The organism is Nonomuraea sp. B5E05, from assembly GCF_039880665.1.
Taxonomy (GTDB): Bacteria; Actinomycetota; Actinomycetes; order Streptosporangiales; family Streptosporangiaceae; genus Nonomuraea.
On the sequence record NZ_JBDPMJ010000017.1, the window covers coordinates 101,516 to 127,700 of the forward strand.

Below are 26,185 nucleotides of genomic sequence, written 5' to 3' on the forward strand. Positions count from 1 at the left end.
CGACCAGCTCACCCCGGGCCGCGCCGCGACCCGGCGACGGCCCCTGTCCTCATCGACGCGGCCCTCTACACACACGAAGGAGCCCACGGGGAATGACGGAACTCCGAACTGACGTGCTCATCATCGGCGGCGGCCTGGGAGGCGTCGCGGCCGCGCTCACGGCCGCGAAACTCGGCCGGAAAGTGATCGTCACCGAGCACACCGACTGGCTGGGCGGCCAGCTGACCGCGCAGGCCGTGCCGCCGGACGAGCACCCCTGGATCGAGCGGGAGTTCGCCCCGCCGGGCTACGCCGGCCTGCGGCGCCGGGTGCGCGACTACTACCGGCGCAACTACCCGGTGCGCCCGGGCGCCGGCCCGCTGACGGACCCCGGGCTCGGCATCGTCAGCAGGATGAACCACGAGCCGCGCGTGGCCGTCGCCGTCCTCGACGAGATGCTCGCCCCCTGGCGGGCGTCGGGCCTGATCACCGTCCTGCTCCGCCACGAGCCGGTCGCCGCGTGGACGAGCGGCGACAGGGTCGACGCCGTCACGCTGCGCGACCTGGAGACGGGCGGGGAGCTGACCGTCGCGGCGCCGTACGTGATCGACGCCACCGAGCTGGGCGACCTGCTGGAGCTCGCGGACGTCGAGCACGTCGTCGGGGCGGAAGGGCGCGACACGACCGGCGAGCCGCACGCCCCCGGCACCGCCGACCCCCTCGACCAGCAGGCCATCTCGTGGTGCTTCGCCCTGGAGCACCGGCCGGGGGAGGAGCACGTCATCGACCGGCCCGCCGGCTACGAGCACTGGCGCGACACCGTCGCGCCGTTCTGGCCGGGGCCGCAGCTGTCGTGGACGGACGTCGTGCCCATCACGCTGGAGCGGCGCGAGTGGCGGCTGTTCGGCGACGGGACCGGGCACTTCGACCTGTGGCAGTTCCGCCGCATCCTGGCCGGCGAGCAGTTCACCGGCCTGCCCGACCTGACCATGGTGAACTGGCCGCAGATCGACTACTGGGAGAGCCCGCTGCTCGGCGCCGACCCCGCCGTCGCCCTGGCGGGCAGCCGGGAGCTGTCGTTGTCGTTCCTGTACTGGATGCAGACCGAGGGCGGCTACCCCGGCCTGCGGCTGCGGCCCGACGTGACCGGCACCCGCGACGGGCTGGCCAAGACCCCCTACATCCGCGAGTCGCGCCGCATCGTCGCCGAGTTCACCGTCCTGGAGCAGCACGTCGGCGTGCAGGCCAGGCCGGACGGCGCGGGCAGCGAGGTCTTCCACGACAGCGTGGGCCTCGGCCGCTACCGCATCGACCTGCACCCCAGCACCGCGGGACGCACCTACGTCGACATCGAGGCGTACCCCTTCCAGATCCCGCTCGGGGCGCTCGTCCCCGTGCGCGTGGACAACCTGCTGCCCGCCAACAAGAACATCGGCACCACCCACATCACCAACGGCTGCTACCGGCTGCATCCCGTCGAGTGGGCCATCGGCGAGGCCGTGGGCGCGCTCGCGGCCTTCTGCCTGGACCGCGACCTGCCGCCGCGCAAGGTCCGCTCCGACGCCGCGCAACTGTCGGACTACCAGCACCTGCTGAGCGACACGCTCGGCATCACGCTCGCCTGGCCGGAAGAGATCCGTACCCATCGAGAGTAGGAGCCCATGTCCCGCTTGAGCGCCACCGTGACCGCCACCGTGACCGCCACCGTGACCGCCCTCATCCTCGGCCTGCTGGCCCTGATCCCCGTCCGGCCCGCCACCGCCGCCGCGGGGGAGTCGTTCATCGACCGCTTCGACGGCGCCCTCGACACCAGCCGCTGGTACGTCTCCGACGGCTGGAACAACGGCGACCACCAGAACTGCCAGTTCAACAAGAACAACGTACGGGTGGAGGGCGGTGCGCTCACCATCACCTTCGACGACAAGGCGTACGGGGAGCGCGACTACTCCTGCGCCGAGGTGCAGTCGCGGGCCCGGCTCGGCTACGGCACGTTCGAGACCCGGATGAAGGCGGGCAAGGGCAGCGGCCTGAACTCCGCCTTCTTCTCCTATATCGGCCCGGTGCACGACCAGCCGTGGGACGAGATCGACTTCGAGGTGCTCGGCAAGGACACCGCCAAGGTCGAGGTGAACTCGTGGGTCAACGGCACCTCCTCCGGCGGCTTCCCCGTCGCGCTGCCCGCCGACTCGGCCTCCACGTACGTCGACTTCGCGTACGTGTGGGAGCCCGGCCGGCTGCGCTTCTTCGTCAACGGCACGCTGGTCAAGACCCTGACCGGCGGCCAGGTGCCCACCCACGAGCAGATCCTGTTCGCCCAGATCTGGGGCAGCGACACGCTGACCGGCTGGATGGGCCCCTTCACCTACCCCGGCCACCCCGTCGAGGCGTCCTACGACCACATCGCCTACACCAGGCTCGGTGACCCGTGCCAGTTCACCGGCTCGGTCGCCTGCTCGGTCACCACGTCGTTCGTCGACGACTTCGACACCCTCGACACCTCCCGCTGGTACGTCTCCGACGGCTGGAACAACGGCGCCCAGCAGAACTGCACCTGGGCCCGCGACCAGGTCTCCGCCTCCGGAGGCATGCTCAACCTGTCGTTCACCAAGAAGGCGGCCGGCGACCGGCAGTACGCCTGCGCCGAGGTCCAGACCCGCCAGCGGCTGGGGCACGGCACCTACGAGGCCCGGCTGAAAGGCGTCGCCGGGTCCGGTCTGATGTCGGCGATGTTCACCTACGTCACCGGCGAGGCCATCGACATCAAGGTCATGGGCCGAGACCCCGGCAAGGTCAAGCTCGTGGCCTGGGACGACAGGACGCCGCTGGGCGAGACGCTGGCGCCGATCCCCGAGGGGTTCGTGGACGTGGGCATGGTGTGGTCGGACAGCAAGATCGACTACTACGTCAACGGCACGAAGGTCCACTCCATCACGGACGCCGCGCGGCTGCCCAAGCTCGACGCCAACCTGTTCCTCAACGTGTGGGGGAGCGACACGCTGACCGAGCACATGGGGCCGTTCGAGGACCCGGGCAGGACGCTCACGTTCCAGGTGGACCGGGTCGCCTACACCGCCCCCGGCGACCCCTGCCCGTTCACCGGCTCCATCGCCTGCGCCTGACAGCGGGAACCGCGGGCCGCCCCTGACGGCCCGCGGTACCCGCGTCCCCGCGGGACTCGGCGGCGGCCAGGCTCAGCGTCGGGGCGCCGACGCCTCCCTGGAGCAGATCGCCCGCACGGCGGGCGTCGGCTCGGCCACGTGGTACGCGCCGGTGCGGTCAGTCCCGGCGTGACCGTCGCCGACCTGCTCGCGCTGGTCACCGGTATCGTCCTGGCCACGGAGCGCCGGCCGGATCCCCCCGCCGAGGCGGACCGGCTGCTCGACCTGGCCGTGCGTGTGTCGTGCTCGACGACCACGAACGCGAAACGTTGCGCGATATCCAGCGCCGGTTGCGGGTCGACGACCCCGACTTCGCGAAGTCCTTCGGGCGCGCGGTGGCCGGGCCGAGGTCTGCCGTAGGCGGGGGATGGGTATCCCTTCCGGGGCCTCTGACAGCCTTGTGCTGCCCCGTCCCCGACCGAACGGAGCCCGGTGGCGCCTCCTCCCACCCCCAGCAGATCGAGCGGGCTCGTCACCGCCGCCCTGGCCTTCAGCGGCATGGTCGTGTCGATGATGTTCACCCTGATGGTGCCTGTCATCCCCGACCTGCCGCGGTTGTTGTCGGCCTCGGCGGAGGACGCGTCCTGGGCCATCACCTCCACGCTGCTGTCCTCGGCGGTGTTCACGCCGGTGAGCGGGCGGCTGGGCGACATGTACGGCAAGCGCCGCATGATGGTGATCAGCCTCGCCCTGATGGTCATCGGCTCGGCGATCTGCGTCTTCACCAGCGCGCTGCCCCTCGTGGTGCTCGGCCGTACGCTCCAGGGCTGCGCGGTCGGCGTGATCCCGCTCGGCATCAGCATCATGCGCGACCTCCTGCCGGCCGGGCGGCTGGGCTCGGCCATGGCCCTGATGAGCGCGACGCTGGGCGCGGGCGGCGCGATCGGGCTCCCACTGGGCGCCGTCGTCGCGCAGTACGCCGACTGGCACATGCTCTTCCTGGTGGCCGCGGCGATGGGCGCGACGGGCCTGGTCCTGACCCTCACGGTCGTCCCCGACTCGTCGCTGCGCGCGGGAGGACGCTTCGACTTCCCCGGCGCGGCGGGCCTGACGGCCGGCCTGGTGTGCTTCCTGCTGCCCATCAGCAAGGGCGGCGGCTGGGGCTGGACCAGCCCGCTGACCCTGGGGCTGTTCGCCGCGGCGGCCGTCATCTTCGCCGTCTGGGCGTTCGTGGAGCTGCGGGTCGCGAACCCCCTGGTCGACCTGCGGACGACCACCCGGCGGCAGGTGCTGCTCACCAACCTGGCGTCCATCGCCTTCGGATTCGCCATGTTCGGCACCCAGCTGGTCTTCCCCCAGGTCTTGCAGTCCCCGCCCGCCTCCGGCTACGGGCTCGGGTTATCCCTGTTCGAGGCCGGGCTGTGCATGGCGGTCGGCGGCGGCATGATGATCGTGCTCTCGCCCGTCTCGGCCCGCATCACTGGCGCCTACGGCCCCAAGGTGACCCTCGTGCTCGGGGCCCTGCTCGCCGTCGCGGGCTACGCCGGCGCGCTGGCGGCGATGACGGAGGTGTGGCAGGTCGTGCTGGCCGCGACCGTCGTCTCGGCCGGGGCCGGCCTCGGCTACGCCGCGATGCCCGCCTCGATCATGAGCTCGGTCCCCGTCTCGGAGACCGCCGCGGCCAACGGCTTCAACTCGCTGATGCGCTCCATCGGCACCGCCACGGCCAGCGCGGTGATCAGCACCGTGCTGGCCGCGCACACCGTGCAGCTGGGCGCCGCCACGCTGCCCTCCCGGGACGGCCTGCACCACGCGCTGATCATCTCGGTGGCCGCCGGGGTGGCCGGGATGACCATCTCCGCGTTCCTGCCCCGGCGCCGGCCATCCCGCCCGGGTGCCGGTCCCGAGCGCCCACCCGGAAGAAGAGGCTCTACCCGTGGGGCTCCACCCAGCACGACCATTTCGACAAAATCGTGAGCGGGGTGGAGCTGTTCGAGGAGGGTCCACCGAAATGCTCCGCGCAGGGGATGCTCGAGCTGGTGCGTGCCACAAACGGAATGCCCTGGCGTCTCTACGACTGAGAGACCCGGGCGCGGCCACCGGACGCGAGGGCGGCCGGCCTACCCGCAGGCGCCGGTGAGCCAGGCGCGATATTCCCTGGTGAAGTTCGTCATCACACTCTTCGGCGCCTGGGCCAGCACCTCCTGCCAGCGGCTCACGTTGCCGTTCCAGGAGGGTGGCGGCTCCGTCCAGCTCACGCTGTCGGTCCAGCGGGCCTCGGAGCCCTTGAGGAGGCCGGGGTGGCGCCTGGCGAGTTCGGCCTGGATCCAGGAGTCCTGGGAGTAGATCAGGATGCGTTGAGAGGCCTGGCGTTCCTTGATCGGGTCGGAGATCTCCTTCCAGGCGGTCGCGGCGTAGGCGGGGTCGGACAGGACGGCTCTGGCCTCTGGCTTGACCTCCAGCAGGGCGATCAGTCCGGTCGAGCGCACGTGGTCGAGCCACTGCCGCAGCGTGTAGACCCGCTCTCCCGTGTACGGGCCGCGTGCGACGCGGCGGTCGCGCAGGTTGTCGCTTCCGGCCGCCCACCAGAGGTCGGTGATGGTCTTCCTGGTGCCCGTCAGCCCGTTGGTGGAGGTGTTGTGCCACATGACGGCCTTGGTGCCGTGCCGGGTGAGCTGGAGGTCGCCTTCCACCCCGTCGGCGCCCCTGGCTTTCTGGTCGTTCACGCCGCGGACGTTGTTGGGCTGGCGGATCTGGTCGCGTTCCCAGGGGTTCGGCCCTGAAGGATAGCCGCCGTGCCCGAAGACGAGCGGGCAGGAGGCCGCGCGGGCCGTCGTCGCCTGGGCGTGCGCCACGGGCGGCGTGACCGCCACGGCGATCGCCGCCAGCGAGGTCACGAACGCAGCCTTCGATCTGATCAGCATGACGTGCGACTCCGTCCGTGGGGGCCGGGCAGGGGATGATCCGCACGGGCAGAGTATGCGCGGAGCCTCAGCCGATCAAGGGTGAGAGGCGTGGCGGTGTTCCGTGCCCAGCTCAGGGTAAAAACCACGTCAGAAGCTGTCCGAATGGGCAGACCCGGGACGCGTGCGGTGTTGTCGCTGGGGAGCGGGCACATCACCGTCCCGTGAACGGCACGAGCACGACGGAGGACGCCATGTCTCTTCTCCACTACTTCGGCATCGCACGTCAGCCGGCGCCCAACCCGGATCTATATCCGGACAGCTCCGGCGCGAGTGCGCGCCGGCGCCGTCGGCGTCGGCGGTGAGCTGACCATCGACCTCAGAAGCATCCGGCCGCGCATCGTCCCGGTCGGGTGTTTCGCTGCCGCTTGGCGCCGCCTCGCGGCCCGTGAACTCAAGGGACCGGCCCTGCCCGGCGCGGCGACGGCAGACAGATCCGCTTCCACCCCCGGGACGTCCAGCCGTCCGACGTCGCGCCCCACGGCGGTCACCCGATGCCCCGCCTCCGCCAGCGCGCCGACCACCGCCCTGCCGATCCCCCCGGTGGCCCCGGTCACCAGCACATGTCCCATGACGGCCCTCCTTTCCGTAACTGATCATCGCCTCGCGGAGAAGCGCGCTCAACACCGCCCGGCGGGTCTGCGATGCGCTCGCCCCCTACGCGGATCTCGCCCGGGAGCTCGCGGGCGGCCGGAGCCGCTCGCCACTGTTCAGCCGTTCGGTGGGTCGGGTCAGCCGTTCGGCGGGGTGGAGGGTTCAGCCGTCGATTCATGGCATGGGTGGATGTGCGCCTCGCTGCCGGATTGGGAGGCTGACGACCTCAAGTCGGAAGGAGCGAGACACATGTCGGAAGTGAGCGGTGGGAGCACGAACCCGCCTGGCCGCCGGGCGATGAGTCGTCGTGGGCTGCTCGCCGGTGCGGGTGCCGGAGCGGTTACGGGGGCGGTCGCCGGGGCGGCCGGCACGTGGGGTGCCGATGTCGCGTCGGCGGAATCGGGCGCGGCGGCGTTCGGGCCGGTGACGATACGTCCTGGTGATGCCCGTTACGACACCCTGTTGCGGGGTAACAACTTCCGGTTCGCGGGCCGGCCGGACGAGATCCGCGTGGTCGGGTCGACCGATCAGGTGGTGCGCGCCGTGTCGGACGCGGTGCGGTCCGGCAGGCGGGTGGCGGTGCGCAGCGGCGGACACTGCTTCGAGAACCTCACCGCCGATCCGGCGGTACGCGTGCTGCTGGACCTCTCGCCGATGGACGAGGTCGCTTATGACGCCGGTCGGCGGGCCTTCGCCGTGCAGCCCGGAGCGACGCTCGGGCAGGTGTACCGGACGCTGTTCAAGGGCTGGGGCGTGACGATCCCCGCGGGCAGCTGCCCGGGGGTGGGCGCCGGCGGGCACTTCTCGGGCGGCGGCTACGGAGCCCTGTCCCGGCGGTACGGCTCGGTGGTGGATCACCTGTACGGCGTGGAGGTCGTCGTGGTCGGCCGCGACGGCACCGCCCGCGCCGTGGTCGCCACCCGCGAGCCGGACGACCCGAACCGCGACCTGTGGTGGGCGCACACCGGCGGTGGCGGCGGCAACTTCGGCGTCGTCACCCGCTACTGGTTGCGCTCGTCCGGAGCCACCGGCACCGACCCGGCCAAGCTGCTGCCGCCATCGCCGCAGCGCATGGTGCAGCAGGCGATCTTCTGGTCGTGGGAGCACATGACCGAACGGGCGCTCACCGGGCTGCTGCGCAACTTCGGGACCTGGCATGAGCGCAACAGCGCGCCCGGCTCCCCGCACGCCGGGTTGTACGGAATCCTCCATCTCTCGCACCGCGCCGGCGGCACCGCCATGCTGGTCGCCCAGATCGACGCGGACCTCCCCAAGGCCGACGACATGGTGAGCGAGTTCGTGTCGGCGGTGACCGCGGGCGTCGACCTGACACCGGTGCTCGACATCCGGCGGACGGTGCCGTGGTTGCACCCGATGACCTGGCCGGGCACCGGCGAGGCCGGCGACGTGCTCACCCGCCGGTACAAGATCAAGGCCGGCTACCTGCGACGCTCGTTCACCGAGACCCAGCTCGCCGCCGTCTACCGCAACCTGACGAACTCCGCCGGCGGGCCGGAGTCCGGCATGCTGCTCATCGGCTACGGCGGCCAGGTCGGCGCGGTCGCGCCAGGGGCCACGGCGATCGCCCAGCGCGACGTGATCATGAAGGCGGTCTACCAGACGATCTGGGGCGAGAAGAAGGACGACGCGGCCAACCTCGCCTGGGTGCGCGGCTTCTACCGCGACGTGTACGCCGGCACCGGCGGCGTGCCCGTGCCCGGCGAGGTCAACGACGGCTCCTACATCAACTACGCCGACGCCGACCTGGCGGACCCGAGGTGGAACACGTCGGGTGTGTCCGCGCACACGCTCTACTACAAGGACAACTACCCGCGCCTGCAGCGGGTGAAGGCCCGGTGGGACCCGCGCAACGTCTTCACGCACGCCCTCGCCATCGAGCCTCCCCGGGCCGGCTGACCGGCGCCGGACGTGCCGGCGTGGAGGTTAGATTGGCCGCTGGGAGCCGGCGCGTGGGAGGAGGGCGCGGATGAACGATCCAGCGACACGTCGGCCGGCGCAGCGGCAGACGCGGTGGCAGACGCGGTGGCAGACGGGGTGGCAGACGCGGTGGCCGGCATGGCGTCCGGCATGGCGGCCTGTGCTGGCGGCCGTCGGGCCGTACGCGTTGCTGGCGTTCGTGGCCGCGGTCAGCGTGGCCGACAGCCGCGCGGCAGGCGCGCCCCTGCTCATCGACCTGGTCCTGTGCGTGCTGCTGGCGGCGTGGATGCTGAGGGCCGACGCGCTCCGTCCCGCCTGGCGCGAGCGTGCGCCGGTCATGGCGGTCTTCTTCGCCGTGCTGGTCCTGCTCTGGGCGGCTCTGGTCGTCAGGTCGCCGTGGTTCGGCTTCTTCACCCCCGCCCTCTACGTGCACGCCTTCCGCCGCCTGCCCTGGCCGTGGCAGCCGGTCGGCGTCGCCGCGGTGGGGACGGTGGCGGGCACGGCGCAGGCGTACGGCGTCGACAAGAGCACGGCCGTCGGCCTGGTCGCCTACGGCGCCATCGTCGCCGCGAACGTCATCCCCATGTGCGCCTTCGCCTGGTTCGCCCGGCGCGACGACCGGCGGAACGAGGAGCGGGACCGTGCGCTCCACGAGGCGCGCGAGGCGAACCGCAAACTGGCCGCGTCGCTGGCGGAGAACGCGGCCCTGCACGAGCAACTGCTGGCGCGGGCACGCGACGCCGGCGTGCAGGACGAGCGGCAGCGGATGGCGCGGGAGATCCACGACACGCTGGCGCAGGGTTTCACCGGCATCATCAGCCAGTTGCGCGCGGCCGAGCACGCCGGCGACGACCCTCCGGGATGGCGCCGGCACGTCGCCGCCGCGACCGGGCTGGCCAGGGAGAGCCTGTCGGAGGCGCGGCGGTCGGTGCACGCGCTGCGTCCGGAGCCGCTGCGCTCGGCGCGGCTGAGCGAGGCGCTGGCGGGCGTCGCCGAGCGCTGGTCGGCGTTGTACGAGATCCCCGTCCAGGTGACGACGACCGGTACGGCGCGGCCGATCCGGCCGGAGGCCGAGGCCGCGCTGCTCAGGATCGCGCAGGAGGCCCTGGCCAACGTGGCCAAGCACGCGCGGGCGACCAGGGTGGGGGTGACGCTGTCGTACCTGGAGCACGAGGCGGCCCTCGACGTCCGCGACGACGGCGGCGGCTTCGACCCGGCCAGGCTCGACACCGCCGGTGAAAGCCTGCGGGCCGATCGCGGCGGGTTCGGGCTGATCGCGATGCGGCAGCGGATCGAGAGCGTGTCCGGCACTCTGCAGGTCGAGTCGGAGCCGGGCACCGGCACGGGCATCTCGGCCCGCGTTCCCTCGGAGCGGGCGCAGGCATGCGCGTGAGCCACCCGATCGGGCTGCTGATCGTGGACGATCACCCGGTGGTCAGAGACGGGCTGAGCAGCATGTTCGCCCGCGACCCGGAGTTCGAGGTGCTCGGGGAGGCCGCCGACGGAGCCGAGGCGGTCCGGCTGGCTCTGACGCTGCGCCCCGACGTGATCCTCATGGACCTGCGGATGCCCGGCATGGACGGCGTGAGCGCGATCAGGCAGCTCGCCGAGCGCGGGAGCGAGGCCCGCGTGCTGGTGCTGACCACGTACGACACCGACAGCCACGTGCTTCCGGCGATCGAGGCGGGCGCCACCGGCTACCTCCTCAAGGACGCCCCCCGCGACGAGCTGCTGCGCGCGGTCCGTGCGGCGGCCCGGGGCGAGGCGGTGCTCGCGCCGTCGGTGGCGGCCCTGCTGATGAACCGCGTACGCGCGCCCGTCCCCGGGCCGCTCAGCCCACGCGAGGTCGAAGTGCTCCAGCTGGTGGCGTCCGGGGCCACGAACAGGGAGGCGGCGGCCCGGCTCTTCCTCACCGAGGCCACGGTCAAGTCGCACCTGCTCAACATCTACGCCAAGCTCGGGGTGAACGACCGTGCCGCCGCCGTCACGGAGGCGTTCAACCGAGGGCTGCTGGTCCCGCGGCCGCCCGGGCGATCCTGACGGGCGTCCCCCTACGAAAGTCGCAGTGGCCGTGTGACTTTCGCCGGGGACGGTTCGCCGCCGTCGCACGGCACGGTTGAGCGTATGAAGAAGACCGTGGCCGCGAGCGTGCTCGCGCTTTCCGCATCACTGACCACCCTGGGCGCGATCCCGGCCCAGGCCGCCGCGCCCGTCACCGCCCTGCCGGCGCCGACCGGCGACCGCCCGGTCGGCAAGACCGACCTGCACCTGATCGATTCCAGCCGCCCCGACCCCTGGGTCACCGACCGGGACGCGCGCGAGCTGATGGTCTCGATCTGGTACCCGGCGCGTAAGGCGGTGGGGAAGCGCGCCCCGTACCTCACGCCGCAGGAATCGGAGCTGATCATCAGGAGCGAGCCGCGGCTCGATGACGTGCCGGCGGACACGCTCGCCAAAACCGCGACGCACGCCCGCGCCGGAGCTCCGGCGCTGCAGCGGAGAGGCGGCTGGCCCCTGGTGGTCCTGTCACCCGGCATGACCATGCCCCGCGCGAGCATGACCTCGCTGGCCGAGGAGTTCGCCAGCCGCGGCTACATGGTGGCGGGGATCGAGCACACCTACGAGTCGCTGGCCACCACCTTCCCTGACGGCAGGACCGTCACCTTCGAGGCGGGCAAGGCCGGTCAGACTCCTGAGACGGGTGAGAAGGTGGCCCGGGTGCGGGCCGCGGACACCGAGTTCGTTCTCAAGCGGTTGAAAGCGGACAAGCGCTGGAACCGGCTGATCGACGAGAGGAGGATCGCCATGGTGGGCCACTCGGTCGGCGGCCAGAGCGCGGCGCACCTGCTGCCGGTGTCCGGGCGGATCAAGGCCGCGGTCAACCTCGACGGCACCTACAACCCCAAGACGCCGGCCAAACCGGTGGCCAAGCCCTTCATGATGATCGGCAATCCCCGGCACCAGCCGGAGTCGGGCGGCAAGGACGGCTCGTGGGACCAGTTCTGGCCGCACGTGAAGGGCGGTGAGAAGCGCTGGCTGACGGTGACCGGCGCCGAACACATGAGCTTCATGGACTACGCGGTGCTGCTGCCGCAGCTCGGGCTGCCCAAGACGCCGATCGACGGCAAGCGAGCCTTGAAGATCACGCGTTCGTACGTCACCGCGTTCCTCGACGCGCACCTCAAGGGCGAGCGCCGGCCCATCCTGGACAAGCCGTCAGGGAAGTTTCCCGAAGTGAAGTTCTGGTAGCACTCGGGCAGGGCACGCGTCCGCCCGGCACCACGATGAGCCGGGCGGACCGGTGCTCACCAGTCGTGCACGGTGCCGTCCTTGAGCCGGTTGAACGGCAGGTACGCGGCCTGGTACGGGAAGCGCGCCGCGGCCTCCTCGTCGAGCTCCACGCCGATCCCCGGCGACTCGCCCGGGTGCAGGTAGCCGTCGGCGAAGGTGAACGACTGCCGGAACACCTCGTTGGTGGCGGCGCCGTGCTGCATGTACTCCTGGATGCCGAAGTTGTGGATCGCGAGATCCAGGTGCAGGGCGGCGGCCATGCCGACCGGCGAGATGTCGGTCGGGCCGTGGATGCCGGACTTGATCTGGTATTGAGCGGCGTAGTCGAGCAGTTTCCGCATGGCCGTGATCCCGCCGGTGTGGGTGACGGCGGAGCGCACGTAGTCGATGAGCTGCTCGCGGATCAGCGTCTGGTAGTCCCACACGGTGTTGAAGACCTCGCCGATGGCGAGCGGGGTGGTGGTGTGCTGCCGGACCAGGCGCAGCGCGTCCTGGTTCTCCGCCGGCGTGCAGTCCTCCAGCCAGAACAGGTCGTACGGTTCGAGCGCCTTGCCGAGCTTGGCGGCCTGGATGGGGGTCATCCGGTGGTGCCCGTCGTGCAGCAGCGGCAGCTCGGGCCCGAACTCGTTCCGCACCGCCTCGAACACGCCGGGCAGGTGGCGCAGGTAGGCGCGGGTGTCCCAGTCCTCCTCCGCGGGGAGCGCGGTGCGCTGGGCCGGCTCGTAGTCGTAGCGCTTGCCGTCGACGCTCGGCTGGGCGGCCACGCCGTACACGGCGTTGATGCCCGGAACGGAGGTCTGCACCCGGATCGAGCGGTATCCCAGCTCCAGGTGCCGGCGGATCGAGTCGAACAGCTCGGGCAGGTCCCGGCCGGAGGCGTGCCCGTACGCCATGATCCCGTTCCTGGAGGCGCCGCCGAGCAGCTGGTAGAGGGGCATCCCGGCGGCCTTGGCCTTGATGTCCCAGAGCGCCACGTCGACGGCCGCGATGGCGGCCATGGTGACGGGCCCGCGCCGCCAGTACGCCGAGCGGTAGAGGAACTGCCAGGTGTCCTCGATGCGGTGCGGGTCGCGCCCGATCAGCAGGGGGACGACGTGGTCGGCCAGGTACGACGCGACCGACAGCTCGCGGCCGTTGAGGGTGCCGTCGCCCAGCCCGGTGATCCCGTCATCCGTCGTGATCTTGAGGGTGACGAAGTTGCGGTCGGGGCTGGTGACGATGACGTCCGCGGCGGTGATCTTCACGTGGTGCCTTTCTCACGGGTGGTGCGAGCAGGGGACGGGGCCGGGCCGCGGGCCGTGTACGCGCGGCGGCCCCGCTGGTGATGCTGGGACATGTCACCATTCCGCGTAGGAGCCGTCCCGGTGCCGCCACACAGGGCTGCGCCAGGCGTGCCCCTTCTTGTCGGCGGCACGGACCTGCGCATCGTCGATCTCGATGCCCAGGCCGGGCGCGGTGAGCCGTTCGACGTGCCCGTCCACGAAGGTCAACGGGGTCTTGTCGGCGCAGTAGTCGAGCACGTCGGCGCCGCGGTTGTAGTGGATGCCGAGGCTCTGCTCCTGGATCAGGTAGTTCGGCGTGGCGAAGCCGACCTGCAGGCAGGCCGCGAGCGCGATCGGGCCGAGCGGGCAGTGCGGCGCGAGTTGCACGTCGTACACGTCGGCGAGCGCGGCGATCTTGCGTACCTCGGTGATGCCCCCGGCGTGCGAGAGGTCCGGCTGGGCGACCGCGATGCCGGCCTGGAGGACGGGCAGGAACTCCTGCCGGCTGTAGAGCCGTTCCCCGGTCGACACCGGGACGGTGGTCGAGCGCACGAACTCGCCGATGAGGTGGGAGTTCTCCGGGACGACCGGCTCCTCGATGAACAGCGGCCGGTACGGCTCCAGCAGCGGCGCCAGCCGGCGGGCGTTGGCCAGGGTGAACCGCCCGTGCAGGTCCACGGCGACGTCGCGGTGGTCGCCGAGCACCTCGCGGGCGGCGGCCACCCGGGCGACCACGCCGTCCAGCTCGGCGACCGACGCGACCGGGCTCATCCTGCCGGAGGCGTTCATCTTCACCGCGGTGAGCCCGGCCTCCACCTGGGCGGAGATGTGGTCGCGCACCTCGCCGGGCTCGTCGCCGCCGACCCAGCCGTACACCCGGATGCGGTCCCTGACGGGGCCGCCGAGCAGCTGGTGCACGGGGGCGCCGAAGTGTTTGCCCGCGATGTCCCAGAGCGCCTGGTCGAGGCCCGCCACGGCGCTGGCCAGGATGGGGCCGCCCCGGTAGAACGAGCCCTTGGTCATCACCTGCCAGTGGTCCTCGATGCGCAGCGCGTCCCGGCCGACCAGCAGCTCGGCGAGCTGGTGCACGGCCGCGCGGACGGTCTCGGACCGCCCTTCGCAGGTGGCCTCGCCCCAGCCGACGATCCCGGAGCCGGTCTCCACCCGGACGAAGAGCCAGCGGGGGGCGACCAGGAAGGTCTCGATACGTGCGATGGTCGTCATGCCGGTCAGCCCTTCGTCGCGCCGGCCGTGAGGCCGGAGACCACGTACTTCTGCACGAACAGCGCGATCACCATGATCGGCAGCGTCACCACGGTGGTGGCCGCCATCAGGCCGCCCCAGTCGATGCTGGCGTAGCCGACGAAGTCGAAGATCGCCACGGGCAGGGTCTTGGTGTCGGCGTCGGAGAGCACGAGCGCGAACATGAAGTTGTTCCAGGAGAAGATGAAGGACAGGATCCCGGCGGTGGCGATCCCCGGCATGGACAGCGGCAGCGTGATGCGCCGGAACGCGCCGATGTGGGTCAGCCCGTCGACCAGCGCCGCCTCCTCCAGCTCCGCCGGCAGGCTGTCGAAATAGCCCATCATGATGTAGACCACCAGCGGCAGCGAGACGAACATGTGGCTGATGATCAGCACTCCGAAGCCGCCGACCATCTTCAGGTTGGAGAAGACGTAGAACCACGGCACCAGGAGCGAGACGCCGGGGATGACCCGGGCCATCAGCACCACCAGCGCGGACTTCTTCATGTTGAACCGGCTCATCGAGTACGCCGCCGGCAACCCGAGGACCAGCGAGGCCACGGTGGCGGCGAACGCCACCCAGAGGCTGTTGAGGATGAACTCGACGTAGTTCGCCTGCTGGAGCACCTTGGCGTAGTTGGCCAGGGTGGGGGAGAAGGCCAGCGCCTTGCCCGGATCGTAGATGTCGACGTTGGTCTTGAACGACGCGGCGATCATCCAGACCAGGGGCGCGATCAGCGCGAGCACCACGACGGTGAGCGCCACCACCCGGAACACCCGGTACGCGGGCCGTGGCCTCATCGGTCGGCCTCCTTGCGCCGGGCGGTCAGGGCCCACATGGCCCCGATGATGATCAGGAAGAAGAGGATGAGGACGGTGGAGGAGACGCCGTACTCGTTGTAGTCGAAGCTGAGGCCGTAGGCGTACACGTTGAGGGTCTCCACCTCGTGGAACGAACCGCCGCCCCGCCCCTTGGTGGCGTAGAGGATGTCGAAGGTCTTCAGCGCGTCGATGCCGCGCAGCAGGATCGCCACGGTCAGCGTGGGCGCCAGCAGCGGCAGGGTGACGTGCCGGAAACGTTGCCAGGTGCTGGCGCCGTCGATGCGCGCCGCCTCCTGCGGCTCGTCCGACAGCGATGTCAGTCCCGCCAGCAGGATCAGCGCCACCATCGGCGTCCACTGCCACACGTCGATGAAGATCGTGGTGGGCAGTGCCGTGTACTGGCCGGCGAGCCACGGCTGCGGCCCGATGCCGAACCAGCCGAGCAGCTGGTTGGCCAGGCCGATGTTCGGGTCGAAGATGAGCCGCCACATCATGCCGACCGCGACGGGGGTGGCCACGAGCGGCAGCAGGATGGCGACGCGTACCCACTTCTGGGCCTTGAACGGCCGCCAGAGCAGCAGGGCGATCGCCATTCCGAGGATCACCTCGAACAGCAGCGCGACGCCGGTGAACGCGGCGGTCCTGCCGACGGCGGGCCAGAACCGTGCGGTGTCGGAGAGCACGTCGAGGTAGTTCTGCAGGCCCACGAACTCGCTCTCCGCGCGAACGGACCCCTCGGCGTCGGTCAGGCTGAGGTAGCCGGTCCAGGCCAGGGGGAAGACGAGCAGCGCGGCGACGAAGGTCATCGCGGGCGCGGCGAAGAGCCATTTGCGGTGGTCGTTGACCCAGAGCACCCAGCCGGGCGTGCCCGGGGCGGTGGGGGTGCCGCGCGGCGCCTTGGTCGTGATCGTTGCCATGAGGTCTCCAGGGGAGGGGCGGGGTAGGCGGGTGGCGGGCGCTCCTTCCCGCCACCCGCGTGTGCCGCTTACTTGGCCTCGTCGTCCAGGAACTTCTGGAACGCGGCGTTGGCCGTGTCGGCGGACGCGGCGGCGTCCTTGCCGGTGATCGCGTCCACGATCGGCTGGCCGACGATCTCGCGGGCCTCGGCGACCTGGACGACCAGCGGCCGGTCATGGCCCACCCCGTCCTTGGTGCTGGCCGCGATGGCCTCCGCGAGGTCCTCCGGGAAGGTCGAGGTGCCTTCGGGGTCGGCCCAGACGGAGGTGCGGGCGCCCGGCACGCCGGACTTCTGCTGGGCGAGCGTCTGCTCCTTGCCGGTGGCCCACTCGATGAACTTCCAGGCGTTGTCCGTGTTCTCGGAGCTGTCGTTGATGCCCAGCGCCCACGACGGGATGTTGTACGGCTTGGAACCGGCGGGACCGGCCGGGAACGGGGCGAAGCCCACGTTGTCCGAGACCTTGGACTTGGCCGGGTCGGTGGCGTTCTTGTAGAGCGAGTTCGCCTCGGTGTAGAAGGCGGCCTTGCCCTGGGTGAAGATGGCCATCGCCTCGGGCCAGCCCATGTCGGTGCTGACGTTCGCCGGGCCGGAGTCCTTGATCAGCTCGCCGTAGTAGGCGTACGCCTGCTTGGCCGCCGCGCTGTTGACCGCGGCCTTGCCGCCGCCGTCGACGAAGTCGCCGCCGAAGCTGTAGAGGAAGCTGGAGAACTGGGTGACCGCCGTCGACTTGCCGGTGCGGGAGACGAAGCCGGCGACGTCGGGCTCGGCCGCCTTGATCTTGGCGGCCGCGGCCTTCAGCTCGTCGAGGGTCTTGGGCGGGGCGCTCAGGCCGGCCTTGTCGAGCAGGTCCTTGCGGTAGTAGAGGACCTCCTGCTCGGTGATGATCGGGATCCCGACCGGCTTGCCCTCGTACGTGGTGGCCTCGACCGGGCCGGCCTGGAAGTCGCCGAAGTCCCAGCTCTCGGACTTCACCTGGGCGGACAGGTCGGCGAGGTACTTGTTCTTGGCGAAGAGCTTGCCCTCCTGCAGCGGGCGGTACATCATCACGTCGATGTCGGCCGAGCCGGCGTTCAGCTTGACGTTGTACTGGTCGGAGAGCTGGTCCTCGCCGAGCTGGGTGACCTCGACCTTGAGCCCGGTCTGCTTCTCGAACTCGGGCAGCGCCTTCTTGACGTTCTCCGTCCACACGTGGTTGGCCAGGGTGACCCGGATCGTCTTGGACGCGCCGGCGTCGTCGCCGCCACCGCCGCAGGCGGACAGGCCCATGGCCACGACCATGGCCAGAGATGTACCGAGTATCGATTGACGTCGTCGCACGTCATCTCGCCTTTCTGTCATGGCCGCAGCCCCCCGGAACAGCGCCACGCTCTCTATAGCATCCGCTTAATGCCGGGATGCTAGGACAAATAAGCTGATTTATTCAAGTGTCGACGTCTAACTGATATGCTTTATTCCGTGGATCAGTCTTCAGCCCCAGGGGGCGCACCCACCCCGCGTGCCCCTGCCGAGGCTGGGCTGCACGCGCGTGTCCTCGACCACCTCGGCACCGCCATCTGCAGCGGCGAGTTGGCCGCCGGCTCCGTCCTGAGCATCGACGACCTGGTCGACCGCTGCCAGGTCTCCCGCTCGGTGATCCGCGAGGTGCTGCGGGTGCTCGCCTCCATGGGTCTCATCGAGTCCCGGCGCCGGGTCGGTGTCATGATCCAGCCCGCCAGGGCGTGGAAGGTCTTCGATCCGCGGGTGATCCGCTGGCGGCTGGCCTCCGACGCCCGGATGGCGCAGCTGCGCTCGATCACCGAGCTGCGCACCGCGATCGAGCCGCACGCCGCCTGGCTGGCCGCCGAGCGGATCGACGACGACGACGCGAGCGAGTTAGTCGGAGTCTCGGCCAAGCTGTGGGCCGCCGGCAAGGCCGGTGACGAGGCGCGCTTCCTCGACCTCGACATCGACTTCCACCGGCGGGTGCTGGCCGCCTCGGGCAACGAGATGTTCGAGGAGCTGCAGCTGATCGTCGCCGAGGTGCTCGCCGGTCGTCACCACTATCACCTGATGCCCCACTACCCGGACGAGCGGGCGCTGCAGCTGCACACCGACGTGGCCCACGCGATCCAGCGGCGCGACGGCGAGCGGGCCAGGCAGGCCATGGTGGAAATCATGGAGCAGGGATTCGCCGAGATGAGGTCGATGTGGGAGCGCACCGCCGAGCCGGGCGGTGCGTGACCCGGCCGGCCCGTCGCCGGGGCCGGGGAGCGTGCTATCGGGCCGGGTGGTGCGTCGCCCGGTCAGCCCGTCGCTGAGTCGCGCATGCGCCCGTGGGCGTCGTGCGGGAGGTCGGCGTAGTGCCACTGGTGGTCGCGGGCCCGCCGGCACGCCGTCTCCAGGTCGCCGCCCTCGATCGCGGCCAGCAGCTCGGCGTGGTCGCGGACGATGTCGTGCAGGTCGACCTCGGTCGCGACCATCGTGACCGACGTGCGCGCCTCGATCTGCAGGCCTTCCCAGGTGAGCTTGAGCAGCTCGTTGCGCGCGGCCTCGACGATGTGCCGGTGGAAGGACACGCTCGCCCGGGTCGCCGCCTCGCTGTCGCCGCGTACGGCGGCGGCCCGCATCGCCTCCACGTCGGCCCGCAGCGACTCCACCGGCACGGTCCCGGCCAGCAGGGCCAGCCGGGTGGCCGTCTCCTCCAGCGCGGCGCGCACGACATAGCTCTCGCGCAGCGTCTCCTGGATGAAGGGCCGCACGAAGGTGCCCCGGCGCGGCTGGGTCTCCACCAGCCGCATGGCCTCCAGCTCGCGCAGCGCCTCGCGTACGGGTGCCTGGCTGGTGCCGTAGGTGGCCGCGAGCCGCGTCTCCACCAGCCGCTCACCGGGCCTGACCTGGCCGGAGACGATCCTGCCGACCAGTGAGTCGCGGATCTGCCGAGCCAGCGTGAGACGCGGCAGCTTGGAGGGCTCTTCGGTCACGTGAACGATCCTACCGATTATCGATGAAGACGATCTCTTGACGCCCTCATGTCGATAATCAATTATCGATAATTAGAGGACCTCGGCGCAAGGAGGCCGCGCATGGCGATCCAGGCGGTGCACGTACCGGAGTCCCTCGACGGCGTGGTCGCCTGCTCGGCGCGGGGCGGTCAGATCATGGGCGGAGGCACGGTCGTCATGCCCCTGGTCACCAGCGGGTCCGCGGCCGTGACCGAGCTGGTCAGCCTGCGCCGCGCGGGGCTCGGCGGCGTCGAGGTGAACGACGGGGTGGCCACGATCGGGGCGGCGGCCACGCTCGCCGACGTCGGCGAGCATCCCGGCCTCGCCTTCCTACGGCCGGCGCTGCGCACGATCGCCTCACCGACCATCAGGAACCAGGCCACCGTGGGCGGCAACCTGTTCGTCGCGCAGCCGTACGGCGACCTGGCCGTCTGCCTGCTCGCCCTCGACGCGACCTGCGAGATCGCCGGCCCGGCCGGCCGGAGAGAAGCGCCGGTGGCCGACGTCCTGGCCGCCGGGGTCGCCGCGGGCGAGGTCGTCGTCGCCGTACGGGTCACGCTGCCGGAGCCGGGCGCCTGGCACTACCACAAGGCCATGCGCCGCCGCCTGAACTCGGCGGCCATCGTCACCGTCGCCTCCGTCACCTCCGCCGGCGGCCACCGGATCGCGCTGGGCGGCCTCGCCCCGCGTCCGGTGCGCGCGGTGTCCGCGGAACGCCTGCTGAGCGGCCGGCCGCTGACACCGGAGAGCCTCACCGAGGCGGGCGAGGCGGCCCGCGCCGACATCGACCCCTTCGACGACGCCTACGCCAGCGCGTGGTACCGGGCGCGAGTCCTGCCCGTGCACCTGCGCCGTGCCTTCCTCCCGTGAAGGGCCCGCACCAGAACCCGTGAAGCGCCCGCACCAGAAGAGGTGGGATCGTGCCGTCACAGATCGTCTCGCTCGTCGTCAACGGTGAGCGGCGGGAGTTCATCGCCGCGCCGGGGACCACGCTGCTCGCCTGCCTGCGCGAATCGCTGGGGCTGATCGCGGCCAAACGAGGCTGCGCGCAGGGCGCCTGCGGCACCTGCACGGTCCTCGTCGACGGCCGGCCCGAGGCCGCCTGCCTGGTCGCGGTGGAGACCGTCGCGGGCGGGTCCGTCCGCACGCTGGAGGGGGTCACCGCCGGAGGCGAGCTGGACGAGGTGCAGAGCGCCTTCATCGACTGCTTCGCCACCCAGTGCGGCTTCTGCACCTCCGGCATGATCATGGTCGCCGAGGCGCTGCTCGACCGGAACCCCGACCCGAGCGAGGACGACGTCATCGAGGCGATCTCGGGCAACGTCTGCCGGTGCACCGGCTACCGGCCCGTCGTGCTCGCCGTCATGGAGGCGGCCAGGCGGCGCCGGGAGCAGGAGGTGCCGCGATGACGTACCGGCCCGCCCCCATCGACACCGGCGCCTTCGCGGCCGAGCGGGACGGCGGCCACCTCACCGTCATCGGCTCGGTGGTGCAGCGCGCCGACGCGCGCGGGCACGTCACGGGACGCACCGAGTTCTTCGAGGACGTGGCTCCGCCGCGGCTCGCGCACCTCAAGATGCACCGCTCGGCCCGGCACCACGCGAGGATCGCCCACGTGGACGTGACCGGGGCGCTGGCCGTGCCCGGCGTGCTGCGCGTCCTCACCCACGCCGACGTCCCGAACAACGTCTACACCGTGCTCAAGCTGATCGGCGTCGAGCCGGACGACGAGCCCGTCCTCGCCGTGGACAAGGTGCGCTACCTCGGCGAGCCCATCTGCGCCGTGGTCGCCGAGACCGAGGCGGCCGCGCTGGAGGGCGCGGCCAGGATCGAGGTCGGCTACGAGGACCTGCCGCCCGTCTTCGACGTCGAGGAGGCGCTGAAGGAGGGCGCGCCGCTGGTCAACGAGTACCAGGGGCAGAACCACTTCGTCTACGAGGGCCACCACTGCCGGCGGATCCGGTTCGGCGACGTGGAGGAGGCGTTCGGCCGGGCCGACCACGTCTTCGAGTGGCGCTACCAGTCGTCGCCGATCGAGCAGGCACCGGTCGAGACCACCGGCTGTGTCGTCGTCCCGCAGGCCGACGGGCGGCTGCGCATCCACTCCGACACCCAGGCGTGCTTCTTCACCCTGGACAACACCGCGCTGATCCTGGGCGTGCCGTTCAACAGGCTGCGCATCGTGGGCGGGACGGTCGGCGGCGGCTTCGGCGGCAAGGTGGACGTGGTGGCCGAGCCGATCGCGTGCGTCGCCGCGATGGCGGTCGACCGCCCCGTCAAGTACGTCTACGACCGGGCCGAGGAGATGCAGGTCTCCTCGCCGCGCGCGGCCGAGCGCATCTTCATCAAGGACGCCGTGATGGACGACGGCCGCATCATCGGCCGCAAGGTCACCCTGTACGTCGACGCCGGCGCGTACGCCCGCCACAGCCCGTACGGCACCACCAAGGCCGCCGCGCACCTGCCCGGCCCCTACGCCATCCCCAACGTGTGGGCCGACTGCCACTGCGTGTTCACCAACCGCACGCCGTCCAGCGCCATGCGCGGGTTCGGCGTGACCATCGCCGACTTCGCGCTGGAGTCGCAGATGGACCGGATCGCCCGCGCCCTCGACATGGACCCGCTCCAGCTCCGGCTGCTCAACGCCTACCGCGACGGCGACCTCAAGGCCCACCGCAAGATCGCTGAGGGCACGGCCCTGGTCGAGGTGATCCAGAAGGCGGCGGAGCTGGCCGGGCACGAGCTGCCCGAGGCGTACCGCAGGATGTCCTCCACGACCCGAGAGGGGCTGTAGCGATGGCGAAGCTGCGCGGCCGGGGGTACGCGTCGGTGAACTACCCCACCGGCATGAACCTGGGCGGCGACCCCTCGCAGGCGCTGATCCACGCCACGACCACCGGCACGTTCGTGGTCTCGCTGTCCTCGGTGGACCTGGGCCAGGGCATCAAGACGATCGCCGCCCAGTGCGCCGCGGAGACGCTCGGCCTGCCGATCGGGAACGTGCTCGTCGACACCGCCGACACCGACACCGGCCCGCACTGCATGGGCACCTTCGCCAGCCGCGGCAGCCACCGCGTCGGCAACGCCGTCATCATGGCCGCGGCCGAGGCGCGCGGCGTGATGCTGGAGGTGGCCGCCGAGGAACTGGAGGTCGACGCCGCGGACCTGGAGACCGACGGCAGCGGCTTCGTCATGGTCAAGGGCGCGCAGGACAAGCGCGTCCACGTCACCGACCTGGCCATGGCCGCGCACTTCAAGCACGGACGGACGATCTCCGGCCGCGGCGTCTACCTCAAGGAGCCGAGCGCGCCCGTGCCCGAGACGGGGGAGATGGACCCCGACTCCTGCCAGGCGCACGCGTGCACGGTCGCCGTCGTCGAGGTCGACGACGAGACCGGGGTGGTCGAGGTGCTGGAGTTGTTCAACACGTACGAGGTGGGCAGGGCGCTCAACCCGGCCATGGCGACGCAGCAGGTGGAGGGCGGGGCGTGGATGGGCGTGTCGCACGCCCTGTTCGAGACCACCGAGCCGTACTACCCGCTCCGCGACCACGGCCCGCGCGACTTCGCCGGCTACCTGATGCCGGGGCCCGCCGACCTGCCGGTCCAGCACAGCCTGCTGCTGGAGCGGCCGGCCGCGAACGGGCCGTACGGGGCGAAGGGGATCGGCGAGATGACGGCCAACGCCCCGATCCCGGCCATCGCCAACGCGATCTTCGACGCCTGCGGCGTGCGCCTGACGGCGATGCCGTTCACCCCGGAACGCGTCCTGCGAGGGCTGGACGCCTTGAAGATGGAGGAACCATGCTGAAGGTCATGTCGCTGCTCAAGCGCGCCGAGGGCCTGTCGCGCGAGGAGTACGCCACGTGGGCCCTGGAGGAACACGTCGCGTTCGCCAGGAAGCTGCCCGGCCTGCGCAAGTACACGGTCAACGTCGTCAACGGCGACGACGCGGCGTACGACTCGGTGCACGAGCTGTACTTCGACGACGAGGACGCCCGCGCCGCCGCGTTCGGCTCCGAGCACGGCAAGGCGGCGGCGGCCGACGCGTCCGCGCACACCTCCTCGCGCATCCACCTGCTGACCACCGAGCACGCGCAGCTGTGACCCCCGGCCCCGGCGAGCTGGCCGCGGCGCTCGAGAGGGAGGGCTATTTCGCGGACGAAGGGTTGTCCACGGCCATCCACCTGGCGCTGCGCCTGAGGCGGCCGCTGCTGCTGGAGGGTGAGCCGGGCGTCGGGAAGACCGAGGTGGCCTCGGTGCTGTCGCGGATCACCGGCCTGGAGCTGATCCGCCTGCAGTGCTTCGAAGGGCTGGACTCCGGCCAGGCCCTCTACGAGTGGGACCACCCCAAGCAGCTCCTCCACGTCCGGGTGGCCGAGAGCCGCGGCCAGGACGTCGGCGACCTGTACCGCGAGGAGTTCCTGCTGCGCCGTCCCCTGCTGCGCGCCGTGCAGGCCGAGCGGGGCGCGGTGCTGCTGATCGACGAGATCGACCGGGCCGACAGCGAGTTCGAGGCGTTCCTGCTGGAGTTCCTCGGCGACCACCAGATCACGATCCCGGAGCTCGGCACCGTGCGGGCGGGCACGCCGCCGATCGTGGTGCTGACCTCCAACCGGACGCGCGAGCTGCACGACGCGCTCAAGCGGCGCTGCCTCTACCACTGGATCGCCTTCCCGGAACCGGGACGCGAGCGGGCGATCCTCCGTGCGTCCGTGCCCGGGCTGGAGGAGCGGGCGGCCGAAGGGCTCGTCCGGGCGGTCCAGCGCGTACGAGGGTTGCCGCTGCTCAAGCGGCCCGGCATCGCCGAGTCGGTGGAGTGGGCCCGCGGCGCCCTGGCGCTGGCGGAGGGCGGCGAATCGTGGCCCCTGGCCCTGCGCCGGGCCCTCGGCCTGCTGATCAAGGACGAGGAGGACACCCGGCTCCTCCTCGGCCACGCCGAGGACGTGTTCAGCGATGCCTGACGCCCGCTCGGGTGGCTGGACGGGGGCCGATCCGGCCGGGCTCGCCGCGGATCACCTGTGGGGGTTCCTGGCCGCGCTGCGCGAGGCCGGGCTCCGCACCGCGCCGGCCAAGCGGGCCGACCTGCTGCGCGTGGTCGCGGACTCCCCGCCGTCCGGCATGACCGCGCTGTACTGGTCCGCCCGGATCACCCTGCTCCAGGACGTGGCCGACCTGCCCGCCTTCGACCGCGTCTTCGACGCCTGGTTCCGGCACGGCGCCCCCGGCGACCCGCCGGTCCCGAGGGACGACGGCGCACCGTCCCCCGGCGGTCCCGGCGACGACGACCCGCCGGCCCGCGAGGCACGGCCGGGCGACGGCACCGAGGCCAGCACCCTGAGCACCCACGGCACGCGGGACTTCGGCCGGACCCGCGGGCGCACGCTCATGCGCGCTCTCGAAGCCGCCTGGCCCGCCGCGCTGCCCGCCACCGCGTCACGGCGCCGCCGCCCGGCCCGCGGCAGGTCGGGTGACCGGCTGGACGTGCGGCACGCGTGGCGGCGCGCCCACCGCCACGACGGGGAGATCATCGAACTGCGCCACCTCGCCCGCCCGCCCCGCCCCCGCCGCCTGCTGATCCTGGTCGACGTCTCGGGGTCGCTGCGGCAGCACACCCCGGACCTCCTGCGGGTGGCGCACACCGCGCTGCGCGCCGCGCCGGCCCGCACCGAGGTGTTCACCTTCGGCACCCGGCTCACCCGGATCACCGCCGCGCTGGCGCACCCGCACGCCGACCAGGCGCTGACGTCGGTGTCGGCGCTGGTCACGGACGCCGACGGAGGCACGGCCATCGGCGCGTCGCTGCAACGTTTCCTGGCCGGCCCGCGCTTCGCCGCGCTCGCCCGCGGCGCGCTCGTGATCGTCCTGTCCGACGGGCTCGAACGCGGCGACCCCGCCCTCATGGTCCGCGCCACCGCCCGGCTGTCGCGGCTCGGCCACCGGCTCGTCTGGTGGTCCCCGCTGGCCTGCTCGCCCGCCTTCCGCCCCGCCACGCGCGCCATGTCCGCCCTGCTCCCGAGCCTCGATCATCTCGGCGGCGTCCGCGACCTGGCCACCGCGCTGGACGAGGTGCGCCGCCTGCCCGCCGTCCTGTCCGGCCGCCGCCACACCGCGGCGCGCCACTGGCCCACGACCCCCTCGGGAGCACCGCGATGACCGGGATCGTCGACTCGCACCACCACATCTGGCGCGCCGCCGACCTGCCCTGGCTGCAAGGGGAGATGGTCCCGCGCATCTTCGGCCCGTACGAGCCGATCCGCCGCGACTACCTCGTCTCCGAGTACGTCGAGGAGGCGGCCCCCTGCGGCATCTCCTCGGCGGTCTACGTCCAGGCAAACTGGCCGCTCGACCGCTCCGTGGACGAGGTGCGCTGGCTGCGGGACGTCCATGCCGAGACCGGCTGGCCCACCGCCGTGGTGGGCTGCGCCGACCTCTTCGCCGATGACGCCCCCGACGTGCTGCGCCGCCAGGCCGCCCGCACCCCCCTCGTCCGCGGCACCCGGCTGCAACTGCACTGGCACGAGCGGCCCGAGTTCCGTTTCGCCGCCGCCCCCGACCGCATGAGGGACCCCGTCTTCCGGCGCAACCTCGCCGTGGTGGCCGACCTCGGCTGGTTGTTCGAGCTCCAGGTGTTCCCGGGCCAGATGGCCGACGCCGCCGACCTGGTGGCCGGTTTCCCGCAGCTGACGTTCGTCCTCGTCCACGCCGGGATGCCGGTGGACTCCGCCCCGCCCGCCGTCGCGCAGTGGACGCGGGGCATGAAACTCCTCGCCGAACTCCCCAACGTCGTGGTGAAGCTCACCGGTCAGGGCACCTTCGTGCACCGCGTGGACCGGCCGCTCATCGAGCGGGTGGCGACCACGTGCCTGGACCTGTTCGGCTCCGGCCGCTGCATGTGGGGGAGCAACTTCCCCGTCGAGAAGCTCTGGACCGACCTGCCCACCCTGCTGTCCACCTGGCAGGACGCGCTCGCCGGGCGATCCGCCGGAGAGATCCGCGACGTCTTCGCGGCGACGGCCACCCGCGTCTACGGCCTCTAACCCCCGCGAAGGCCAC

At 71.6% G+C, this 26,185-nt stretch carries 25 protein-coding genes; 17 read left to right on the plus strand and 8 right to left on the minus strand.

Translation table 11 applies throughout. From position 1 onward, the window contains the following. The first annotated feature begins 92 nt into the window (after positions 1-92). The 4 genes from ABGB01_RS28705 to ABGB01_RS28720 all read left to right on the plus strand — a co-directional run bounded on the left by ABGB01_RS28705 (position 93) and on the right by ABGB01_RS28720 (position 5,054). Positions 93-1,634 carry an FAD-dependent oxidoreductase gene (locus ABGB01_RS28705; protein ID WP_347776640.1) on the plus strand — a complete coding sequence of 514 codons (1,542 nt, stop codon included), beginning with the start codon at positions 93-95 and terminating at the stop codon, positions 1,632-1,634. A gap of 6 nt (positions 1,635-1,640) precedes the next feature. Then, positions 1,641-3,098: a family 16 glycosylhydrolase gene (locus tag ABGB01_RS28710; RefSeq protein ID WP_347776641.1), complete on the plus strand. Its 1,458-nt coding sequence runs from the start codon at positions 1,641-1,643 to the stop codon at positions 3,096-3,098. Positions 3,099-3,236: 138 nt separating this feature from the next. After that, positions 3,237-3,497, plus strand: a complete 261-nt coding sequence (locus tag ABGB01_RS28715; RefSeq protein ID WP_347776642.1) for a hypothetical protein — start codon at positions 3,237-3,239, stop codon at positions 3,495-3,497. Between the two features lie 72 nt (positions 3,498-3,569). Then, on the plus strand, positions 3,570-5,054 hold the full coding sequence (locus tag ABGB01_RS28720) for an MFS transporter (RefSeq protein ID WP_347776643.1): 1,485 nt from the start codon (positions 3,570-3,572) through the stop codon (positions 5,052-5,054). 143 nt (positions 5,055-5,197) lie between these two features. Here the strand turns inward: ABGB01_RS28720 and ABGB01_RS28725 are convergent, their stop codons facing one another. Together ABGB01_RS28725 and ABGB01_RS28730 are read right to left on the minus strand one after the other, a co-directional pair. Further along, a complete protein-coding gene (locus ABGB01_RS28725; RefSeq protein ID WP_347776644.1) occupies positions 5,198-6,001 on the minus strand; it encodes a glycerophosphodiester phosphodiesterase family protein in 804 nt (267 codons plus the stop codon). A 287-nt stretch (positions 6,002-6,288) separates the two neighbouring features. Then, positions 6,289-6,612 (minus strand): SDR family NAD(P)-dependent oxidoreductase, encoded by a 324-nt coding sequence (locus ABGB01_RS28730; protein ID WP_347776645.1) that lies wholly within the window; start codon positions 6,610-6,612, stop codon positions 6,289-6,291. Between the two features lie 271 nt (positions 6,613-6,883). Between ABGB01_RS28730 and ABGB01_RS28735 the strand changes: the two genes are divergently transcribed. The 4 genes from ABGB01_RS28735 (at position 6,884) to ABGB01_RS28750 (ending at position 11,821) form a co-directional block, all read left to right on the plus strand. Continuing rightward, positions 6,884-8,551, plus strand: a complete 1,668-nt coding sequence (locus ABGB01_RS28735) for an FAD-binding protein (protein WP_347776646.1) — start codon at positions 6,884-6,886, stop codon at positions 8,549-8,551. 70 nt (positions 8,552-8,621) lie between these two features. Then, a complete protein-coding gene (locus tag ABGB01_RS28740) occupies positions 8,622-9,965 on the plus strand; it encodes a sensor histidine kinase (protein WP_347776647.1) in 1,344 nt (447 codons plus the stop codon). After that, positions 9,962-10,612: a response regulator transcription factor gene (locus tag ABGB01_RS28745; RefSeq protein ID WP_347776648.1), complete on the plus strand. Its 651-nt coding sequence runs from the start codon at positions 9,962-9,964 to the stop codon at positions 10,610-10,612. Before ABGB01_RS28740 ends, ABGB01_RS28745 begins: the two co-directional genes overlap by 4 nt. 84 nt (positions 10,613-10,696) lie before the next feature. Then, a complete protein-coding gene (locus tag ABGB01_RS28750) occupies positions 10,697-11,821 on the plus strand; it encodes an alpha/beta hydrolase (RefSeq protein ID WP_347776649.1) in 1,125 nt (374 codons plus the stop codon). Positions 11,822-11,877: 56 nt separating this feature from the next. Here ABGB01_RS28750 and manD read toward each other — a convergent pair whose 3' ends face one another. The 5 genes from manD to ABGB01_RS28775 form a co-directional block, all read right to left on the minus strand. Continuing rightward, positions 11,878-13,107: a D-mannonate dehydratase ManD gene (gene manD / locus ABGB01_RS28755; RefSeq protein ID WP_347776650.1), complete on the minus strand. Its 1,230-nt coding sequence runs from the start codon at positions 13,105-13,107 to the stop codon at positions 11,878-11,880. Positions 13,108-13,200: 93 nt separating this feature from the next. After that, positions 13,201-14,349, minus strand: a complete 1,149-nt coding sequence (dgoD, locus tag ABGB01_RS28760; protein WP_347776651.1) for a galactonate dehydratase — start codon at positions 14,347-14,349, stop codon at positions 13,201-13,203. Between the two features lie 5 nt (positions 14,350-14,354). Further along, positions 14,355-15,170 (minus strand): carbohydrate ABC transporter permease, encoded by an 816-nt coding sequence (locus tag ABGB01_RS28765; protein WP_347776652.1) that lies wholly within the window; start codon positions 15,168-15,170, stop codon positions 14,355-14,357. Continuing rightward, positions 15,167-16,108, minus strand: coding sequence for a sugar ABC transporter permease (locus ABGB01_RS28770; RefSeq protein ID WP_347776653.1), 942 nt, complete (start codon positions 16,106-16,108; stop codon positions 15,167-15,169). The genes ABGB01_RS28765 and ABGB01_RS28770 overlap by 4 nt, the downstream gene beginning before the upstream one ends. Positions 16,109-16,176: 68 nt before the next feature. Further along, a complete protein-coding gene (locus tag ABGB01_RS28775; protein ID WP_347776654.1) occupies positions 16,177-17,427 on the minus strand; it encodes a sugar ABC transporter substrate-binding protein in 1,251 nt (416 codons plus the stop codon). A gap of 177 nt (positions 17,428-17,604) precedes the next feature. Here ABGB01_RS28775 and ABGB01_RS28780 point away from each other — a divergent pair, with 177 nt between their 5' ends. After that, on the plus strand, positions 17,605-18,369 hold the full coding sequence (locus tag ABGB01_RS28780; RefSeq protein ID WP_347776655.1) for an FCD domain-containing protein: 765 nt from the start codon (positions 17,605-17,607) through the stop codon (positions 18,367-18,369). A gap of 62 nt (positions 18,370-18,431) precedes the next feature. Here ABGB01_RS28780 and ABGB01_RS28785 read toward each other — a convergent pair whose 3' ends face one another. After that, positions 18,432-19,109 carry a GntR family transcriptional regulator gene (locus ABGB01_RS28785; protein ID WP_347776656.1) on the minus strand — a complete coding sequence of 226 codons (678 nt, stop codon included), beginning with the start codon at positions 19,107-19,109 and terminating at the stop codon, positions 18,432-18,434. A 102-nt stretch (positions 19,110-19,211) separates the two neighbouring features. Between ABGB01_RS28785 and ABGB01_RS28790 the strand changes: the two genes are divergently transcribed. Genes ABGB01_RS28790 through ABGB01_RS28825 form a run of 8 tightly spaced genes read left to right on the plus strand, consistent with a single transcriptional unit; the run spans position 19,212 to position 26,169 of the window. Next, a complete protein-coding gene (locus ABGB01_RS28790) occupies positions 19,212-20,000 on the plus strand; it encodes an FAD binding domain-containing protein (protein WP_347776657.1) in 789 nt (262 codons plus the stop codon). A 50-nt stretch (positions 20,001-20,050) separates the two neighbouring features. Further along, positions 20,051-20,539, plus strand: a complete 489-nt coding sequence (locus ABGB01_RS28795) for a (2Fe-2S)-binding protein (RefSeq protein ID WP_347776658.1) — start codon at positions 20,051-20,053, stop codon at positions 20,537-20,539. Further along, a complete protein-coding gene (locus ABGB01_RS28800; protein ID WP_347776659.1) occupies positions 20,536-21,924 on the plus strand; it encodes a molybdopterin cofactor-binding domain-containing protein in 1,389 nt (462 codons plus the stop codon). The genes ABGB01_RS28795 and ABGB01_RS28800 overlap by 4 nt, the downstream gene beginning before the upstream one ends. A 2-nt stretch (positions 21,925-21,926) precedes the next feature. Beyond that, complete coding sequence (locus ABGB01_RS28805) at positions 21,927-22,940, plus strand: molybdopterin cofactor-binding domain-containing protein (protein ID WP_347776660.1); 1,014 nt, start codon at positions 21,927-21,929, stop codon at positions 22,938-22,940. Beyond that, the gene (locus tag ABGB01_RS28810) at positions 22,934-23,236 is read left to right on the plus strand and encodes an EthD family reductase (protein ID WP_347776661.1); all 303 of its coding nucleotides are present in this window, start codon (positions 22,934-22,936) and stop codon (positions 23,234-23,236) included. Before ABGB01_RS28805 ends, ABGB01_RS28810 begins: the two co-directional genes overlap by 7 nt. Next, positions 23,233-24,093, plus strand: a complete 861-nt coding sequence (locus ABGB01_RS28815) for a MoxR family ATPase (RefSeq protein WP_347776662.1) — start codon at positions 23,233-23,235, stop codon at positions 24,091-24,093. The genes ABGB01_RS28810 and ABGB01_RS28815 overlap by 4 nt, the downstream gene beginning before the upstream one ends. Beyond that, positions 24,086-25,285 (plus strand): VWA domain-containing protein, encoded by a 1,200-nt coding sequence (locus tag ABGB01_RS28820; RefSeq protein WP_347776663.1) that lies wholly within the window; start codon positions 24,086-24,088, stop codon positions 25,283-25,285. The genes ABGB01_RS28815 and ABGB01_RS28820 overlap by 8 nt, the downstream gene beginning before the upstream one ends. Continuing rightward, positions 25,282-26,169 (plus strand): amidohydrolase family protein, encoded by an 888-nt coding sequence (locus ABGB01_RS28825; protein ID WP_347776664.1) that lies wholly within the window; start codon positions 25,282-25,284, stop codon positions 26,167-26,169. The genes ABGB01_RS28820 and ABGB01_RS28825 overlap by 4 nt, the downstream gene beginning before the upstream one ends. Positions 26,170-26,185: the final 16 nt, after the last annotated feature.